Source organism: Corallococcus sp. AB049A (assembly GCF_003668885.1).
GTDB classification, from domain to species: Bacteria; Myxococcota; Myxococcia; order Myxococcales; family Myxococcaceae; genus Corallococcus; species Corallococcus interemptor.
In genome coordinates this window covers 1-17,091 of record NZ_RAWL01000173.1, presented here as the reverse complement: position 1 = coordinate 17,091, position 17,091 = coordinate 1, and the positions used below count along the sequence as shown (strand labels likewise).

Genomic DNA, 17,091 nt, shown 5'->3' with positions numbered 1-17,091 from the left:
GCCCTGGGCCCCGCCGGCGGTGAACCAGGAGCGCTTCGCCACGGTCTTCCCCCAGGAGCCGGCGCCGGAGGTGGCCTCCGCCTTCGCGGCGCTGATGACGCGCGTGCTGGAGGGCTCGCACCACCTGCACCACCCGCGCTACGTGGGCCACCAGGTGACGGCGCCCGTGCCCCTGGCCGCGCTGTGCGACGCCGTGTCGTCGCTGCTCAACAACGGCATGGCCGTGTACGAGATGGGCCCCGTCGCCACCGCGATGGAGCACCACGTGCTCGCGTGGATGGCCGGGACGCTGGGCATGCCCTCCACCACCCGGGGCGTGCTCACCTCCGGCGGCAGCGCGGGCAACCTCACCGCCCTGCTCGCCGCGCGCCAGGCGAAGGCCGGCTATGACGCGTGGAATGGCGGCGCGCACGCGGGCCCGCCCCTGACGGTGCTGGTCCCCCGCTCCGCCCACTACTGCCTGGCCCGGTCGGTCCGCATCATGGGCTGGGGCGAAGGCGGCCTCACCCCGGTGGACGTGGATGACCACTTCCGGGTCCGGCCGGACGCCCTGGAGGACGCGCTGGAGCGGGCCCAATGCGCAGGCCGGAAGGCCATCGCCGTGGCGGCCAGCGCGGGCTCCACCGCCACCGGCGCCTTCGACCCGCTGGAGCCCGTGGCGGACTTCGCGGAAAAGCACGGCCTGTGGTTCCACGTGGACGGCGCGCACGGGGCCGCCGCGGCGCTCAGCCCGAAGTACCGCGCGCAGGTGAAGGGAATCGAGCGGGCGGACTCCGTGGTGTGGGACGCGCACAAGGGGCTGCTCATGCCCGCGCTGGTGACGGCGGTGCTCTTTCGCGACGGCGCGCGCTCCTTCGACGCCTTCTCCCAGGAGGCCCACTACCTCTTCCACGGCGACGGCGAGGACTCGCGCCCCTACAGCGACGTGGCCCTGCGCACGCTGGAGTGCACCAAGGAGATGATGCCCCTCAAGGTCTACGCGTGCCTGTCCGTCCTGGGCACGCGCGTCTTCGAGGAGGCCGTCACCGCCTCCTACGACCAGGCCCGCCGCTTCGCGCGCATGCTCACCGCCGCGCCGGACTTCGAGCTGGCCCTGGAGCCCGACTGCAACATCGTCTGCTTCCGCCACACCCCCGCGCACGTCCCGCCGGAGGGCTGGGACGCGCTCCAGGTCCGCCTGCGCGAGGCGTTGGTCTCCCGTGGAAGTTTCTACCTGGTGCAGACGCGGCTGCCCCGGGGGGTGTACCTGAGGACAACCCTCATCCACCCGCTCACCGGGGACGCGGACCTGGAGGCCCTGCTGGACGCGCTCCGGGGGGCGGCCGGGGCCTGAATTTTGTGAGCAAGGGAGTCGCCCTGGCGGGGGAAATGCGATAGGGCGGGGCCGCCATGCTCGTCTCGCTCGTCATTCCCGTCTACAACGAGATTCCCACCCTGGCGGAAATCCTCCGCCGCTGCACCGCCGTGGACTTCCCCAAGGAGCTCGTCCTGGTGGACGACTGCTCCAAGGACGGCAGCCGCGAATTCCTGCGGCAGCTGGCCGAACAGGGGCTGGACATCCTCGGGGGCACGCCGAAGAACCGGAACGAAATCCGGGTGCTCTTCCAGGAGCAGAACCAGGGCAAGGGGGCCGCGCTGCGCCGGGGCTTCGCCGAGGCCACGGGGGACATCATCCTCGTCCAGGACGCGGACCTGGAATACGACCCCAAGGACATCCCGCGGGTCATCCAGCCCATCCTCGACGGCGATGCGGACGTCGTCTTCGGCAGCCGCTTCATCGGGTCGCCGCGCCGGGTGCTGTACTACTGGCACACCGTCCTCAACAACACGCTCACCATGCTCTCCAACATGACGAGCGGCCTGAACCTCACCGACATGGAGACCTGCTACAAGGCCTTCCGTACGGAGGTCCTGCGCTCGGTGACGGTGGAGGAGGACCGGTTCGGCTTCGAGCCCGAAATCACCGCCAAGGTGGCGCGCGGCAACTGGCGCGTCTTCGAGGTGCCCATCAGCTACCACGGGCGCACCTACGAGGAGGGCAAGAAGATTGGCTGGAAGGACGGCGTTCGCGCCCTCTACGCCATCGCGAAGTACTCGCTGAAGCGCTGAGCGGCCTGGACGTCCGCCCGGCCGCTGCCCGGGGGAGCGCGTTTCGAATGCGGACAAGGGAACAGACCGGTGGGTGCGGTTGGTTGTCCAGCGAGCGGCGCCCTCAGCAGGGTTCTGGCTTTTCTTCCTCCGTATTGCGGCGCGTAGTAGTTTCGACAACGCACTCCGTCTGAAGGGCGGGGAGTTTTCCGGCCCTTCCGAAAGTTTCCGTCCCCGTATGTTCGACTGGCTCCACACCCTGTTTTCGCGCGACCTCGCCATCGACCTGGGTACGGCGAACACGCTCATCTACATCCGCGGCCAGGGCATCGTGTCCAACGAGCCCTCCGTCGTGGCGGTGCAGCAGGACTCGCGCGGCGGCAAGAAGGTGCTCGCCGTGGGCAAGGAGGCCAAGGAGATGCTCGGCAGGACGCCGGGCAACATCGTGGCCATCCGGCCCATGAAGGACGGCGTCATCGCCGACTTCGAAATCACCGCCGCGATGCTGCGCTACTTCATCCAGAGCGCGCACAACCGCAAGACGCTGGTGAACCCGCGCATCATCATCGGCATCCCGTCCGGCATCACGGAGGTGGAGCGCCGCGCGGTGCGCGAGGCGGCCGCCAACGCGGGCGCGCGCGAGGTCTACCTCATCGAGCAGCCCATGGCCGCGGCGATTGGCGCGGGCCTGCCGGTGACGGAGCCCAGCGGCAACATGATTGTGGACATCGGCGGTGGCACGTCCGACGTCGCGGTCATCAGCCTCGCGGGCATCGTGTTCGCCAAGTCCGTGCGCATTGGCGGCGACAAGCTGGACGAGGCGATCATCCAGTACGTCAAGCGCAAGTACAACCTGCTCATCGGTGAGCGCACGGCGGAGCTCATCAAGATGGGCATCGGCACGGCGTACCCGACGGACGAGGTCATGACCATGGAGATCAAGGGTCGCGACCTGGTGGCCGGCGTGCCGCGCACGCTGACGGTGTCCAGCGACGAGGTGCGCGACGCGCTCGCGGAGCCCGTCAACGGCATCGTGGAAGCGGTGAAGCTCACGCTGGAGCGCACGCCGCCGGAGCTGGCCGGTGACATCGCCGACAGGGGCATCGTGCTGGCCGGTGGCGGCGCGCTGCTCAAGAACCTGGACACGCTGCTGCGCGAGGAGACGGGCCTGCCGGTGTTCCTCGCGGAGGACCCGCTGTCCGCCGTGGTGATTGGCGCGGGCAAGGCGCTGGAGTCCCTGGACATCCTCCGCCAGGTCTGCCAGCCGGGCTGAGGTTCCCCTCCCCCGCTGCACCGTGACGGCGCCGGACCCTTCTCAGGGGTCGGCGCCGTTCGCGTTCCGGGCGGCCCGGGGCAGCGGCAGCCGGGTGGGCGTGACGATGCGCGCCTCGCAGTTCGGGCGGCGGTCCTCCTGGCGAGCCTGCGCCTCCACGACGGCGCCTCTCAAGAGCATGCCCGGGGGCGGGGTGAGAACGGCCTTCGTGTCCATGCAGGCGTCGAACGCGCGCCGCATCCAGGGGCCGGCGGCGCGGACCGCGAAGCCCTCCAGCGCGTCCATGCGGGCAAGTCCGTCCAGGCGCTGGGTGAAGATGGGGTAGCCCTCCTGCGCGTCGCGCCGGGCGTGGACCAGGGTGGCGGCGGCGCGCAGGCCCGGGGGCAGGCGGATGAGGTCCGGTCCGGCATTGCGGGGCGTGGACACGGCGTGTTTGCGCAGGAGGTCGCGCGCGAGCATCAGCGGCAGCGACGCGTTGAAGAGGTTCTTCGCTCGCGCGTCCCCTGTCCGCGTGAGCTCCAGGGCGAGCAGCGCGGAGACCTCCGGGTCCAGGCGGGACAGCACGGCCTCGGGTTCCTTCACGGCCTGCGCCAGCGCGCGCTTCGGGTCCAGCAACGTGTCGCGGGTGAGGCGCAGCACGGCGCGGTCCACGGGGGACGTCATGGCCGTCAGCTCTTCCTCCCTGGGCAACCGCTGGCCGGTGAGCAGGTCCAGCAGCGCCACGCGCTCCGGCTGCCGCGCCAGGGCGGTGGGGATCCAGTCGCGCATCACGTAGGACGTGTGCTCGGGGCCGGCGGCCGCGGCCGTGCGTCCGGCCAGCACCAGGAAGTCCCAGCTCCGCTGGCGCGCGTCCTCGCCGTAGCGGCGCACCACGGTCGTGGCCGCGTCACGCAGCTGCGCGCGCAGGAGGATGCGCACGTCCAGCTCCAGCGCCTCCAGGGTGTCCGGTGGATGCTTCTCCTCGAGTGTCTTCAGCAGCCTCGACGTCTCGACGACGAAGTCCTGGCGCTCGATGTCACTCCAGTCCTGGGAGCCTTCCAGTTCGAAGCGCCACCGCGCCTCCAGCCACGCGCGGCGGACCTCGGGCGAGTTGGGGAAGCGCTCCGCCAGCGACTGATAGGCGGTGACGGCCTCCCCGGTCCCCAGGGGTGGCGGGATCGAGCGCTGGAGGTAGAGGGCCGCCAGGGGGGAGCCTGGATGTTGTTGCGCGTGCTCGGAGTAGCGGGCGCGGGCCGTGTCGCCTTCGCCAATGTGGCGCATCAGCGCCAGTGCCAGGGATTGCGCGGCCGGGTCCTCCTGCCAGGTGTGCATCAGCATGGCCGCGTAGCCGCGCGTGTCCCGCCAGCGCAGGGCATCCGGGAGGTTCGCCGGCGCCTGCGAGTCCAGCATGAGGACGGCGCGCGCGGCCATCTCCCGCGCCAGGGCATTCCGCGGCTCGACCTGCGCGACGGCGGAGGCCACGCGGCCCGCGGCCTCCCAGCGCCCCGCTTCCGCGAAGGCGCGCGCGGCGGACTCCCAGTTCGCGGCCTGGACGGTGAGCTGTTCGCCCGGCTGGAGCACCGTGGCGCTCTCCGGCAGGGACCTGGAGCGCGGGCGCGCGGAGGTGTCCTCGGAGGAGACGGCCTCCAGCATCGCCGCGCCCTTCACGTTGTAGAGGATGCGCTCGCCGTCGGCCGGCAGCCACACCTCCTCGATGACGGGCGTCTGGCCGGGCCAGGTGGTCACCGCGCGGAGCAGGCCGCTTCCCTGCTTCACGCGGCCCTGTTCCTGCGTTCCGGGCGCCACCACCCAGTGCTCGTCACCGATGCGCACGTCCACGGGGCGCGACAGCCCATTGACGACGGTCACGGCGCGCATGCTGCGCGCGTCCAGCCACATCGCGCCAAACCCCGCCACGGCGCAGAGCCCCAGCGCCACGCTGGCCAGGGTCGTCGCGCGGCGGCGCGACCTGCCGGGCGATGGCGGCACCTGACCGATGACCTGGAGCGAAGCCTTGCCATCCGAGCGCACGAGGTAGCCCTCCAGGGGCCACACCGGCACGCCCAGCACCGTCACGGTGCGCTCGGCGACGAAGGGCGTGCCTGGGGCGGCGCCGCGAGGAGGCGTCCCCTTCCACCGGACGCCCGTGCCCAGCATGGAGGACGTGGCTGGTGGACGGGCCGCGATGACGAAGGCGCCCCGGTCCGCCACCAGCGCCGCGAGCAGTTGCCGGGTGGGGCCCGGAGGCTCGTGCTCCAACCGGCGGGAGAGCGCCGCATGCACCGCCCACGCATCCCCGCGAGAAAGCGCCTCCGACAGCGCGGCATCCGGAAGGAGCTCCGTCAGACGCGGCGCGCGCTCCAGCAGGCCGCTGGGGTCCGTGACAGGGATGAGGGACATGGCCCGCATTCAACCGGGCGCGGCCGGGGGGAAGGCAAGACCCCGCGCCTGAAATCCCGGCCCGAAGCACCCTCGTAGGCCTTCGGCCCCAAAGGCTGTCGTCCAGAGGAGAAGACAAGACCCCGCCGAACTCCCGGCACCAGGACCACCACCGTCCGAGCGCCCTCCCCGCCCGGCCAAGAAAAACCTGTCCGACTGTCGGACAGGTTTTTGGCCGGTCGCTGCCGGGGGTGGCGCTCCGTCCATCTGCCGGGAATCTGTCGGATGGGTTCTTGCAACGCGTCGCGGGTGGGGGAGACGCGTTCCTTGTCTTGAATCCTGTCAGGTCCCGGGCCGAAGCTCCCGCCCCATGGACGCCTTCGACATCGTGATCATCTCCGTCATCGCCGCGCTCGGGGTGGGACGCTTCCTCGTGATGCGTGACCAGCGCCGCGCGCCCCCAGCCGATGCCGGGCCTCACAAGCCGACGCCGCAGCGCATCGCCGGCCGCGTCCTGCTGGGGTACGCCTATGCGATGGCGCTGTTCCTGATTGTGCGCTTCCTCATCAGCCGGATGTGACGGCAGCCTGCCTTGCGTCCCGGTCCGAGCGCGCTTGATGCTCTCCCCATGAACGCTTGGGTCGTGTCAGGCGCCGTGTCCTTCGCGCTGGGGGCGTACCTGCGCCGCCGGGATGCTCGCGGCCCCTCTGGGGGCGTCATCGACCGGCGGCGCCTGACGCCGCTGCAGATCACCTACAGCCTGCTGCTCGCGTATCCGTTCTGCGCTGCCTACGTGGCCCTGGACCTCTCCCTGGGCTCCTGAGCGCCAGCAGCGCCCGGAAACCCAGGGCCTGTCCGGACCTCAGTGCTTGCCGTACTCCAGCTTCACGCCCTTGCGCTGCGCGTAGATGTACGCCTCCATCGCGCGCATCTTCGGGTCGCCGTCCGCCAGCGGCTTGCCGCGCACCGGGTTCTCGATGCACCAGTTGATCATGTCGCGCAGCAGCGCCGTGCGGCCCAGCTGCACCTGGTACTTCGGGTAGGTCTCCGGGTGGGTGTTGGCGCCGTCCGGATGGCACATGTCGCACGACACGCCCACCGTGCCGCCCAGCGCCTCCGCGTCGTGGAACACGCGGTGGCCCTCCTTCACCGTCTCCTGCACGGAGGCCGCCCAGACCTGCTCGTCGCGCTCGGAGTACGCGCCGTAGGTGTGGCCCGTCTGGAGGTTCGCCTTCTGCTGCTGGGGCACCGCGCTGGCGCCCGTCTGCGCGCCCACGCCGCCCTGGCGCACGTCGTTGCCCGCCGGCTTCGCGCCGGGGTTGGGCTGGGGCGCGGGCGGCGGGGACTTCTTCGCGGCCGGAGGCGTGGCCTGCGCCAGCACCGGGCCGGGCACGTCGTCCCAGTTCGCGTTCGGGTTCTTCTTGCGCCAGTCGTCCATCAACTGCGCGGTGGCGGTGATGGCCTGGGCTCGCGTGAGCTTCTGGCCGTCCTTCACGCCGGGCACTTCCATGGACGTCTCACCGTCGCACAGGCCCAGCACCAGGTTGCCGTCCTTGGACGCCGGCAGCACGTGCTTGGGCAGCGGCTCCGCCTTCGTCTCCGGAGACGTGGCGAGCGCCACGCCGCCGGCGAAGGACAGGGCCGCGCACGGGACCACGAGCAGCTTCATTCGCAGGTTCATGGGAGGGATTTCCTCTTCCGGTCCTAGTAGGTGGGCAGCTTGGGCTTGGGGGGCGCGGACTGCTTGCCACCCGAGCCCAGGTAGGCGGAGCGCACGGTGATGGGGTCGCGCTGCCAGAGGTTGTAGAGCTTGTCCACGAGCCCCGACTCGAGCACGTCCATGCGCCCGTCGCCGCAGCCGTCGAACTGGCTGAACGGATCCGCGCGGTTCATGGGCACCGTGAGCGACGGCAGGCCTTCCGGCGCGTACGGCCACGGCCACGCGGTGGACAGCATCCCGTGGAAGGAGATGTTGCCAATGCGGTTGCTCAAGAGCTGGTGCGTGTGGCCGTGGATGACCGTGACCTTCTCGTACGGCTTGAGGATGGCCTGCACCTCGTCCGCGTCGTCGGTCCAGAAGTTCCAGGGCTTGTAGTACTTGTAGAGCGGCGAGTGGCTGAAGACGATGACCGGCGTCGTCTTCGCGACCTTGGCCAGGTCGTTCTGGAGCCACTGGCGCTGCTCGGCGCCCACTTCGAAGCGGGACTGGATGCCGTTGTCGAGGCCCGCGACGATCTTCATGCGCTCCATGGGGGAGAGCTTCCGCTCCGTCCAGAAGTCCTTCTCGTGGATGGAGTTGAGCACCACGAAGTGCACGCCCTTGTGGTCGAAGGAGTAGTTGGGCGCGCCGAAGAGGTCCTTCCACAGCTCGCCCATGTCCAGGAACCAGTCGTGCTCGCCCACCATCATCTTGATGGGGGCCTTCACGGACTTGAGGATTTGGGCGCCCAGCTTCAGCTCACCCGCCTGGCCCAGCTGGGCGAGGTCGCCGCCGAAGAGGACGAAGTCCGGCTGGGGGTCCAGCGCGTTCACGTCGTCCACGGCCTTGAGGATGGCGCGCACGAAGCGGTCGTTGAGCTTGTTCTCGTACAGGTGCGTGTCGGAGATGTACGCGAAGGAGAACTTCGGCTTCTCCCCCTGCGCCTCCGCCACGTTGACCAGCTGGAAGCTGTTGGGCGTGAGCTTGCCCATGCCCGCAACGATGCCAGCGGAGATGCCGGCGACGCGCATGAAGGCGCGGCGGTCCAGCTTCTTGAGGCCCTCGAAGAAGGCGTCGCGCTCGGCGTAGTGCTTCGTCTCGATGCTCTGGAACTTGTTGGCCATGGCGCGCCTCCACTACTTCCGCTGGGTGGTCGTCACCGGGGTGACGTCGCCGTAGAAGCCCAGGTCGGCCGGGTTCTTCTCGGTCAGGTTCGGGTTCGGGGCCAGGTCGCCCAGGTTGCCCTTCTTGCCCATGGCGATGGCGGTGTCCCGCTCCGGCCGGGTGTTCTTCCGGGCGCGCTGCTTCGCCAGCTGCTCCTTGTTGAGCTTGTCGAACTTCGTGTCCGTGAGCGTGAAGAGGAACGCCACCAGGTCGTCGATTTCAGGCTCCGTGAGCCCCAGCCGCTGCATCCCCCCGTCCAGATAGGGATTGGCCACGCCGCCCTTGTTGTAGTGGTCCATCACGTCCCACAGCGTGGTGAGCGACCCGTCGTGCATGTACGGGCCGGTGATGCCCACGTTGCGCAGGGTGGGCGTCTTGAACGAGCCCACGTCGTTCTCCTGCTTGGTGACGAGGAAGCGGCCCAGCTCGGAGAACTCCGAGTTGAGCGCCAGCTCGTCAATCTGCTTCTCGTCACCGGTGCGCACCACCTGCACGCCCTTGCGCGCCAGGGTGACGAAGTCCTGCTTGTGCGCGGCGACGCCGATGTTGTGGAACTTCTGGTCGCTGAACAGCGGGGACACTGCGTTGCCCGCGTGACAGGAGTTGCAGCGCGCCTTGCCGTTGAAGAGCGCCCAGCCGTTCTTCTCGCTCGCGCTGAGCGCCTTGCCGTCGCCCGCGATGAACCGGTCGAAGCGCGCGTCGCCGGAGAACTGCATCCGTTCGAACGCGGCGATGGCCACCGCCAGGTCGTCGAAGTTGGGCTCGCGGCCGAAGACCTTCTGGAAGTCGGTGACGTACTCCGGGATGCCGCGCACCTTCTTCACGACGGTGTCCGGGTCCGGCATGCCCATCTCGCGCGGGTTGAGGATGGGCAGCTTCGCCTGGTCCTCCAGCGTGCCCGCGCGGCCGTCCCAGAACTGGGTGGCGTTGAAGAGGGCGTTGAGGACGGTGGGGCTGTTGCGCGTCACCTTCTGCCCCTTGACGCCCTCCGACAGCGGCTTGCCGTCCGTGAAGCCCAGCTCCGGCTCATGGCACGTCATGCAGGACACGGTGTTGTCCACCGACAGGCGCTTGTCGCGGAAGAGCTTCTCGCCCAGGGCCACCCGCTCGGGCGTGGGCTCCAGGCCCTTGGGCACCGAGAGCCGCCACAGCGTCGCGGAGACGCCCGGCGGCAGCTTCGGCGGTGTCGCGTTCGCGGGGGGTGAAGGGGGAGGTGCTGCCAGTCCCACGCCGGTGTTGAGCACCACGGCGAGCATCGTGACGACGCCCGAAGGCAGCCGCATGAACGCCTCCTGCCCGTTCTCTGGAGCCGCCGCGGGACATCCGCTCGGGCCCGAGGCCGGTCCGGGCATTTCATGCAACCCACGCGAACCATTCAACGGTCTCTCCGTCCCAGGGGAGGGAGAGTGTCTGGGATTGGAACGTCAGACGTCACGGGCCGCCAGCCGTGAGCGGAAAGCCACGCGTGGGCTTCATCTTTCCGCCCGTGCGCGACGAGGAAGTCCACGCGGTCTCCGGCCACGGGGACGGTGGACTCGTCGAAGAGGACGGTGCCCGTCTCGCGCTCCAGCACGAGCGGGACGAGCGCCTCCTCCAGGTTGCCGGTGGCGGGAGGGACGATGTTCTCCACCTGCGGGGCCTCCAGGCGCCAGGACTCGCGGGACACGGCGCCCTGTTCACAGCGAGTCACCCAGACGTCCAGGTCGCGCTCCGCGCCGAAGAGGACATGGCCGCCCGTGGCGCTCACGGTGTCGGTGGACACGCCGACGTGGCGCCGGTGCAGGGCGGTGTAGCTGCGGGCGGTGCGCTGGAGGGCACGCACGCGCTCGGCGAAGAGGAGGTTGACGCCCTCGTTGTGGGTGAGGCCCACGAAGCCCTGGCGGCCTTCGGGCTCCGCGCGCAGGAGCGTGCGCTCCTCCAGCCCGTTGCCGAAGAGGACGCGGAAGCCCTCCTGCTGTGCGCGCTTGAGCGTGGCGTCACTGGAGTCCACCAGCAGCACGGCCTCGTCGCGCGCCTGGAGCGCGTGCGCCACCTGCCGCGCGAGCGCGTTGGCGCCCAGGAGGACGTAGCCCCGGGGCACCACGCGGCGAACGCCCAAAAGCCCCGCCACGACGCCGCCGGACAGCCCCTGCACCACCACCGTCACGCCGATGACCAGGAACACCAGCGCGCGCAGGGCCTGGCCCTCCTGCACGCCCTGGGCGCCCAGGCGCGTGGCGAACAGCGACGCCACGGCGGCGGCGACGATGCCGCGCGGGCCCAGCCACGCGATGAAGGCCTTCTCGTTGCGGGACAGGCCGGAGCCGGCGGTGGACGCGGCGACGGCCACCGGCCGCACCACGAGCATCAGGACGAGCACGGTGAGGAGGCCCCGCCAGCCCAGCGCCGTCACCTGGGACAGCCGCATGTCCGCGGCCAGCAGGATGAAGAGCATGCCCAGGAGCATCAGGGTGAGCTGTTCCTTGAAGGCGAGCACCTCCCGGCGGGCGGGCACCTTGCCGTTGCCCACGACGAGCCCCGCGGCGATGGCGGCCAGCACGCCGCTCTCCGGCGCGAGCGCGTTGCTCACCTGGAAGGCGCCCAGCACCAGGGCCAGGGTGAAGACGTTGGTCATGTCCTCCGGCACCCAGGAGGCCTTGCGCAGCCCCACGGTGATGAGGAGGCCGGTGAGGGCGCCCACGGCGAGCCCCACGCCCCAGCGCGAGCCCAGCGCGCTCACCAGCAGCCACGGCCCCTCTTCCGCGTGCAGCGCCATGTCCAGCGCGACCACGGCGATGATGGCGCCCACGGCGTCCACGAAGATGCCCTCGGCCTCCAGCACGGTGGCGACGCGGTGGGTGACGCGCACGCGGCGCAACAGCGGCGTGATGACGGTGGGGCCGGTCACCATGACCAGGGTGCCGAACAGGGCGGACACCTTCCAATCCCAGCCCATGAGCGCGCGGGCGGCGAGCGTGCCACCCACTGCGGTGATGGCCGCGCCCAGGGTGACGAGCCGCTGGATGGAGCGGGCCTCGCGGCGCAGCTTGCGCACGTCCAGGCTCATGGCGCCTTCAAAGAGGATGACGGACACGGAGAAGCCGACGACGGTCTGGAGCGCGGGCCCCAGCGACGCGGGCTGGATGAGCCCCAGGGCCTCCGGGCCCAAGAGGACGCCCGCGGACAGGAGCACGACGATGCCGGGCACGCTCAGGTGCCGGGCCAACAGCTGCGCGAGGATGCCGGCCACCAGGGACAGGCCCAGCGTCAGGGAGGGATTGGCGAGTGCGGGAGAGGCCATGGATGCGGCCGCGCACCGTAGCCGCTCGCATGCGGCGTGGACCGGCGCTCCGGGCCGAGGGTTGGCCGGGAGACGGAGTCCCTGCCGGGTCAGGGGGCGGCTTCGCTCGCGAGGGTGACGAGTGCTCCGACGAGGCTCTCCACCTCCCAGTCGATGGCGAACACGGCGGCCTGGAGCCGCGTGGCGTCCGGGGCGGTGCCGGCGAGCAGTGCCCGCGCACGGCGGAGGGCCGCCGCGAGCCCGTGCGCTTCGAGGAGGTGCAGGGGCCCCGTGATGGACTCGAACGCGCGCTCGTACTCGTCGGGGGCGCCCTTCTTGAGCGCCGCCGCGAGCGTCAGCCGGGCCTGCTCCAGCGCCTGGGCGGAGGAGCGGGCCAGCGCCGCGCTCGCCTGCGGATCTCCCGCCCCCCACTGCCGCAGCTTCGTGAAGCTGAAGTCCGGCGCCAGGACCAGGGCGTCCGCGGCGGCCCCGGGGGCACGAGGGGCCGCTTCCGGCGGCTGCGCGGGCGCCTCCGGCACCTCGCGGGAAGTGCACCGGGCCATCTTCCTGAACAGGACGGCCTCGTCGAAGGGCTTGCCGATGAAGTCCGTGAACCCCGCGGACAGGACCTGGCTCTCCTCCCAGACCCGCGTGGAGGCCGAGATGGCGATGATGGGAATCTGGCGGAGCCGTTCGTCCGGGAGCCGCCGGATGACCTTCAACGCGTCGTATCCATCCAGCACCGGCATGTGCAGGTCCATGAGGACCAGCTCGTAGCTCCCCTGGCGGAGGCGCTCCACCGCCTCGCGCCCGTTCCTGACGGCGTCGAACGACACGCCCCAGTGCTCGAACCAACGGGCCAGCACGTAGGTGTTGACCTCGTTGTCCTCCACCACGAGCACCTTCAGGCCACGCAGGGCCTGTGGGGACGCCGCGCTGCTGGGAGCCGTGCCGGCGGCGGCGCCCTCCGCCACGGCCTTCAAGCGCAGGTCGAAGGAGAAGCACGTCCCCCGTCCAACCTCGCTCTCCACGACCATCTTGCTGCCATGCAGCGCCACCAGCTTGCGGCTGATGGAGAGGCCCAGCCCCGTCCCGCCGTACTTCATCCCGATGTCGTAGTTCGCCTGGGTGTACTCCTCGAAGATGGCGGCCAGCCGGTCCGGTGGAATCCCGATGCCCGTGTCGCGCACCTGGAAGGCGAGGTCACACGCATCGCCGTCCCGGGACCGGAGGGCCACGCTCACCGTGACCCCGCCCTTCTCCGTGAACTTGAGGGCGTTGCTCACGAGGTTCGTGAGGATCTGCCCGAGCTTGACCGGGTCTCCCAAGAGGCCGGCAGGGACCCGCTCGTCGATCTCCATCTGGAGCCGCAGCCGCTTCTCCTCGGCCCGGGCGGCCTGGCCGTTCAGGATGTCGCCCAGCAGCTCCCGGAGGGAGAACTCGCGCTGCTCCAGCGAGAGCTTGCCCGCTTCAATCTTGCTCCAGTCCAGGATGTCGTTGACCAGCGCGAGCAGGTTGCCGGACGCGGAGCCGAGGATGCGCAGGTACTTCGACTGCTTGTCGGAAAGCGTCGTCATCCCCAGGAGCCGCGTGGCGGCGGTGATGGCGTTGAGGGGGTTGCGGATCTCATGGCTGAGGGTCGCGAGCAGCGCCGACTTGGACTGGGCCAGCTGTTCGGCCTTGCGGCGGGCCATCAGCAGCTCGCGCTCGTAGCGCTTGCGCTCCGTCATGTTGAAGAGCGTCGTCCGGACGAAGCGGGGCCGTCCGAGCGCGTCCCGCTTCTGCACGGAGTTGATCAGCGCGGGCAGCGGACGACCGTCGGCACAGACGATGTCCAGCGAGAGCTCCTGGACGAAGCCCTGCATCTGGAGCAGGGGCGCGTAGTGGGTCTCGTGGAAGATGCGGCCCGCGACCGTGAGCAGCTCCCAGAACCGCTTGCCGCCGAGCAGGGCCTCCCTGGAATGGCCCGTCCAGGTCAGGAAGGTCTGGTTGACCTTGAGGATGCGTCCATCCGGGCTGGTGGAGAGGTAGCCGCACGGAGCATTCTCATACAGCTCCTCCGCCGAGTCCTCGGAAGGTTCTTTCTCCGGCTCCGTGTCGGCGCGGCCTTCCATCATTCCCTTTCAGGAGCCCAGGAAGGGCTTCATCGCCGCGATTGTCTCTTCGGGAGCGCTCAGGTTGGGGCAGTGTCCGGTCGCCTTGAGGAGGACCATCTGGCCCGCGGGCAGCTGCCGGCACACGTACTCCCCCACCGCCTCCCCCGCGATGACATCGTTCGAGCACTGGAGCACGAGGGAAGGCGTCTGGACCTTCGGAAGCTCGGCCCGGTGGTCGGAGAGGAAGGTCACCCGCGCGAACTGCTTCGCGATGTCGGGATCCATGCGGCAGAAGCTGTTGGTGAGCTCCGCGCCCAGCTCCGGCCGGTCCGGGTTGCCCATGATGACGGGCGCCATGGTGCTGGACCAGCCCAGGTAGTTGTCGTCGAGCGACTCCAGCAACTGCAGGATGTCCTCGCGAGAGAAGCCTCCGACATACTCGCCGTCGTTGATGTAGCAGGGCGAGGGGCCAATGAGCACGAGCCTGGCGAAGCGCTCCGGCTCCTTGATGGCCGCCAGCACGCCCACCATCGCACTCACCGAGTGACCGACGAAGACCACCTGTTCGAGCCGCAGCGCGTGACAGAGCTCCAGGACGTCATCGGCGTATCCCTCCAACGTGCCGTACCGGTTGCGGTCATAGGCCGCGACCTCCGAGCCGCCAGCCCCCACGTGGTCGAAGAGCACGGTGCGGTAGTCCTGCTCGAACGCGGGCGCGACGAACCGCCACATGTTCTGGTCACAGCCGAAGCCGTGGGAGAACACCATGGGCTGCGCGCCCTGCCCCTTCACCTTGACGTTGTTCCGGACGAGGACGTTCATGTGGGTCTCTCCGCTGCGGAAGAAGGCTTCAGGTCAGCCCTAGGTTCATGGGGATGGACAGTCAACCCATGAATCAGTGAGGGGGTCCCTACTGATTGGATCAATTCTTTCCTGAGGGAAGAGTCCAGCCCTGACAGCATTCATCGCCTGAGCGTCTCAGGGCTCTGGGACACGCAGGTCGCGTGAGCGCAGCAGCATGGCGGACGCCGTGGCCGGAGCGAGCACCGACGCGATGATGATGCCCCAGTCCCACGGGCCTCGCGCCCTCGCGGCGTTGAAGGCGAGTGCCTGGACCAGGGTCAGACAGGCATCCGCCGTGGTGAGCCGTCCCAGCAGCGTGGCCAGCCCGTCGCGCCAGCGGCGCAAGAGCAACAACAGGCCCGCGATGAGCGCCACGTCGAATGCCACCCAGCCGTGCTGTACCCACGGCGAGGGGAACCAGTGCGCGCTCATGGGCAGCGCGAGCAGCACCGTCCACGGCACCAGCAGCGCCGTCAGCGCACGCACGAACAGGCGCGGCCGGCGCAGCAGCGTCACGAGCCCGAACTTCACCAGGCTTCCCCGCGCGAAGGCCCGGAGCGCGTCGTAGATGGCCCACGGCGCGGGCTCGTCCTTCGGGTGGGACAGGTAGAGCGTCACCCATGAATCCGGGCGGAACTTCGCCTTGAACGAGCGCAGGCCCTCGAAGTCGAACAGCGGACGGCCTGCCTTGCGCGCGAAGCGCAGCCACGGCCGCACCGGCCCCGCGAGCGGCGCCAGGCCCAGCGTCACGTACTTCCGCCCGTTCAGCACCGCGGCGCGCATCGCCGCGTCCACCAGCGTCTCCGCCGTGCCGTTGGGCGCGGTGGGTTCGCGCAGCAGGTCCTGGAGGAACCAGCCTTCGCGCGCGTACACCGGCGTCACCGACAGGAAGCCCACCACGCGGCCCTCCACCTCCGCCACGAAGGCGCGGCGCTCGCGGGCGAAGGCCCCGGGGGCAAGCCCCACCAGGAAGCCCATGGTCGCCATGCGGCGCGACGCGAGCCAGTGCTCGGCCAGCACCTCCACCGCCGCTCGCAGCGGGTGGCCTTCGGTCTCCATCACCTCCGCGGGCACCTCGCGCACGCGCACGCCGTGGGAGCGCGCGCGGCGCAGCTGTTCGCGCAGGCTGCGGCTGCCCTTCACCACCGCGTCCCACTTCGACGGGTCCCACACCGGCTGCTCGCCGATGGGCAGCTCCTCGAACGGGACCAACTGGGAGAAGCGCGACTCCGTGGCGAAGAAGTTCACGCGCTTGCCCGCGCTCCGGGCCGCCCGGTGGAAGCCCTCCACCACGTCGCGCACGCGCTCCCGCGAGGCGATGGGGCCGCCTCCCGCCACCCACGCGCCGCCCGTGTCCACGTAGGCGATGCAGCCGTCCCCCTCCGGCGGGAACCAGTACTCGAAGCCCGGCTGCAGCACCTGGAAGGACGTCGCGTTCCAGCCGTGATGCTTGAGCAACGCCAGCACCCGCTCGCGCGGGTCGCCTGCGGTGTCCTGGAGGGAATCGGCCATGGGGTTTGCACTCAAACTACGTCCCACCGGGCAGCCCCGCCAGCCAAAGCCGCCCGGTGGGAGAGCCACTCCGGGCGCTCCCACGCACAACAGGAGGACGTCCGTCCTTGACGGGGATATCAGGGCAGGAAGCCGGGCCCCCAGGGGGCGGACCTGCCTTGGGTGGCCCGGCTTGCAGTACCGCTCAGGTCCCGTCGTCGTCCGCGTCGTCCCCGCCGCCGTCGTCCGCCGGGGCCCGGCCGAGCAGCCGGTCCACCTCCGCGTGCGCGGACTCCGCCTGCGCCGCGCTGATGCGCTTGTACGTCTTGAGTGAGTCCACCACGCGGTGCGCGTGCTTCCACAGCGCGCGGGAACCGCTGGAGGGCGAGCGCTTTCGCGGAGACGGCAGCATCGCGGCGAGCACCGCGCCCTGCGCCACGGAGAGCTGCGACGCGGACACGCCGAAGTGCTCGCGCGCTCCGGCCTCAATCCCATACACGCCGTTCCCCCACTCCACCACGTTGAGGTACAGCGTCAGGATGCGCTGCTTCGTCAGCGCCTCCTCCAGCCGGTGCGCCAGCACCAGCTCCTTGAGCTTGCGCACCAGGCTCCTGTCCGTGGACAGCCAGAGGTTCTTCGCCAACTGCTGCGTCAGCGTGGACGCCCCGCGCCCCAGCTTCCCCGCCTCCACCGACTGCCCCACCGCGCGCGCCAGCTCCACCGTGTCCACGCCGTCGTGCAGGTAGAAGCTCGCGTCCTCGGAGAGGAGCACCGCGTCCACCGCGGGCTTGGACACCGCCGACAGCGGCACCCACTGCTG

At 70.3% G+C, this 17,091-nt stretch carries 14 protein-coding genes; 5 read left to right on the top strand and 9 right to left on the bottom strand.

Features of this window, described 5'->3' with window-relative positions; all coding sequences use genetic code 11:
- From D7X55_RS19595 to D7X55_RS19585, 3 genes are all read left to right on the top strand, one after another.
- Positions 1-1,333, top strand: a 1,333-nt coding sequence (locus D7X55_RS19595; protein WP_233609941.1) for an aminotransferase class I/II-fold pyridoxal phosphate-dependent enzyme, incomplete at its 5' end; no start/stop codon positions are given.
- 56 nt (positions 1,334-1,389) lie between these two features.
- Positions 1,390-2,109 (top strand): glycosyltransferase family 2 protein, encoded by a 720-nt coding sequence (locus tag D7X55_RS19590; protein ID WP_120552057.1) that lies wholly within the window; start codon positions 1,390-1,392, stop codon positions 2,107-2,109.
- A 217-nt stretch (positions 2,110-2,326) separates the two neighbouring features.
- The gene (locus tag D7X55_RS19585) at positions 2,327-3,361 is read left to right on the top strand and encodes a rod shape-determining protein (RefSeq protein ID WP_014400170.1); all 1,035 of its coding nucleotides are present in this window, start codon (positions 2,327-2,329) and stop codon (positions 3,359-3,361) included.
- 42 nt (positions 3,362-3,403) lie between these two features.
- Here the strand turns inward: D7X55_RS19585 and D7X55_RS19580 are convergent, their stop codons facing one another.
- Complete coding sequence (locus D7X55_RS19580; protein ID WP_121723868.1) at positions 3,404-5,740, bottom strand: hypothetical protein; 2,337 nt, start codon at positions 5,738-5,740, stop codon at positions 3,404-3,406.
- Positions 5,741-6,089: 349 nt separating this feature from the next.
- On the opposite strand from D7X55_RS19580, the gene D7X55_RS19575 reads away from it, so the two are divergent.
- Together D7X55_RS19575 and D7X55_RS19570 are read left to right on the top strand one after the other, a co-directional pair.
- A complete protein-coding gene (locus tag D7X55_RS19575; protein ID WP_120552059.1) occupies positions 6,090-6,299 on the top strand; it encodes a hypothetical protein in 210 nt (69 codons plus the stop codon).
- A 48-nt stretch (positions 6,300-6,347) separates the two neighbouring features.
- On the top strand, positions 6,348-6,542 hold the full coding sequence (locus D7X55_RS19570) for a hypothetical protein (RefSeq protein ID WP_121723867.1): 195 nt from the start codon (positions 6,348-6,350) through the stop codon (positions 6,540-6,542).
- 39 nt (positions 6,543-6,581) lie between these two features.
- Here the strand turns inward: D7X55_RS19570 and D7X55_RS44175 are convergent, their stop codons facing one another.
- The 8 genes from D7X55_RS44175 to D7X55_RS19530 all read right to left on the bottom strand — a co-directional run.
- A complete protein-coding gene (locus D7X55_RS44175) occupies positions 6,582-7,400 on the bottom strand; it encodes a c-type cytochrome (RefSeq protein ID WP_199747013.1) in 819 nt (272 codons plus the stop codon).
- 23 nt (positions 7,401-7,423) lie between these two features.
- Positions 7,424-8,542 (bottom strand): metallophosphoesterase, encoded by a 1,119-nt coding sequence (locus D7X55_RS19560; RefSeq protein WP_120552061.1) that lies wholly within the window; start codon positions 8,540-8,542, stop codon positions 7,424-7,426.
- Positions 8,543-8,554: 12 nt separating this feature from the next.
- On the bottom strand, positions 8,555-9,865 hold the full coding sequence (locus D7X55_RS19555; protein WP_121723866.1) for a cytochrome-c peroxidase: 1,311 nt from the start codon (positions 9,863-9,865) through the stop codon (positions 8,555-8,557).
- A gap of 92 nt (positions 9,866-9,957) precedes the next feature.
- Positions 9,958-11,862 (bottom strand): sodium:proton antiporter, encoded by a 1,905-nt coding sequence (locus tag D7X55_RS19550; RefSeq protein ID WP_121723865.1) that lies wholly within the window; start codon positions 11,860-11,862, stop codon positions 9,958-9,960.
- An 89-nt stretch (positions 11,863-11,951) separates the two neighbouring features.
- Positions 11,952-13,955 carry a PAS domain-containing hybrid sensor histidine kinase/response regulator gene (locus tag D7X55_RS19545; RefSeq protein WP_233609940.1) on the bottom strand — a complete coding sequence of 668 codons (2,004 nt, stop codon included), beginning with the start codon at positions 13,953-13,955 and terminating at the stop codon, positions 11,952-11,954.
- A gap of 9 nt (positions 13,956-13,964) precedes the next feature.
- Complete coding sequence (locus D7X55_RS19540; protein WP_121723863.1) at positions 13,965-14,759, bottom strand: alpha/beta fold hydrolase; 795 nt, start codon at positions 14,757-14,759, stop codon at positions 13,965-13,967.
- 156 nt (positions 14,760-14,915) lie between these two features.
- A complete protein-coding gene (locus tag D7X55_RS19535; protein WP_199747012.1) occupies positions 14,916-16,292 on the bottom strand; it encodes a bifunctional lysylphosphatidylglycerol flippase/synthetase MprF in 1,377 nt (458 codons plus the stop codon).
- Positions 16,293-16,476: 184 nt separating this feature from the next.
- Positions 16,477-17,091, bottom strand: a 615-nt coding sequence (locus D7X55_RS19530) for a biosynthetic peptidoglycan transglycosylase (RefSeq protein WP_121723861.1), incomplete at its 5' end; no start/stop codon positions are given.

Coding starts and splice junctions, on each gene's coding strand:
- D7X55_RS19590 (WP_120552057.1), top strand. CDS start 1,390: ATGCTCGTCTCGCTCGTCATTCCCGTCTACAACGAGATTCCCACCCTG.
- D7X55_RS19585 (WP_014400170.1), top strand. CDS start 2,327: ATGTTCGACTGGCTCCACACCCTGTTTTCGCGCGACCTCGCCATCGAC.
- D7X55_RS19580 (WP_121723868.1), bottom strand. CDS start 5,740: ATGTCCCTCATCCCTGTCACGGACCCCAGCGGCCTGCTGGAGCGCGCG.
- D7X55_RS19575 (WP_120552059.1), top strand. CDS start 6,090: ATGGACGCCTTCGACATCGTGATCATCTCCGTCATCGCCGCGCTCGGG.
- D7X55_RS19570 (WP_121723867.1), top strand. CDS start 6,348: ATGAACGCTTGGGTCGTGTCAGGCGCCGTGTCCTTCGCGCTGGGGGCG.
- D7X55_RS44175 (WP_199747013.1), bottom strand. CDS start 7,400: ATGAACCTGCGAATGAAGCTGCTCGTGGTCCCGTGCGCGGCCCTGTCC.
- D7X55_RS19560 (WP_120552061.1), bottom strand. CDS start 8,542: ATGGCCAACAAGTTCCAGAGCATCGAGACGAAGCACTACGCCGAGCGC.
- D7X55_RS19555 (WP_121723866.1), bottom strand. CDS start 9,865: ATGCGGCTGCCTTCGGGCGTCGTCACGATGCTCGCCGTGGTGCTCAAC.
- D7X55_RS19550 (WP_121723865.1), bottom strand. CDS start 11,862: ATGGCCTCTCCCGCACTCGCCAATCCCTCCCTGACGCTGGGCCTGTCC.
- D7X55_RS19545 (WP_233609940.1), bottom strand. CDS start 13,955: ATGGAAGGCCGCGCCGACACGGAGCCGGAGAAAGAACCTTCCGAGGAC.
- D7X55_RS19540 (WP_121723863.1), bottom strand. CDS start 14,759: ATGAACGTCCTCGTCCGGAACAACGTCAAGGTGAAGGGGCAGGGCGCG.
- D7X55_RS19535 (WP_199747012.1), bottom strand. CDS start 16,292: ATGGCCGATTCCCTCCAGGACACCGCAGGCGACCCGCGCGAGCGGGTG.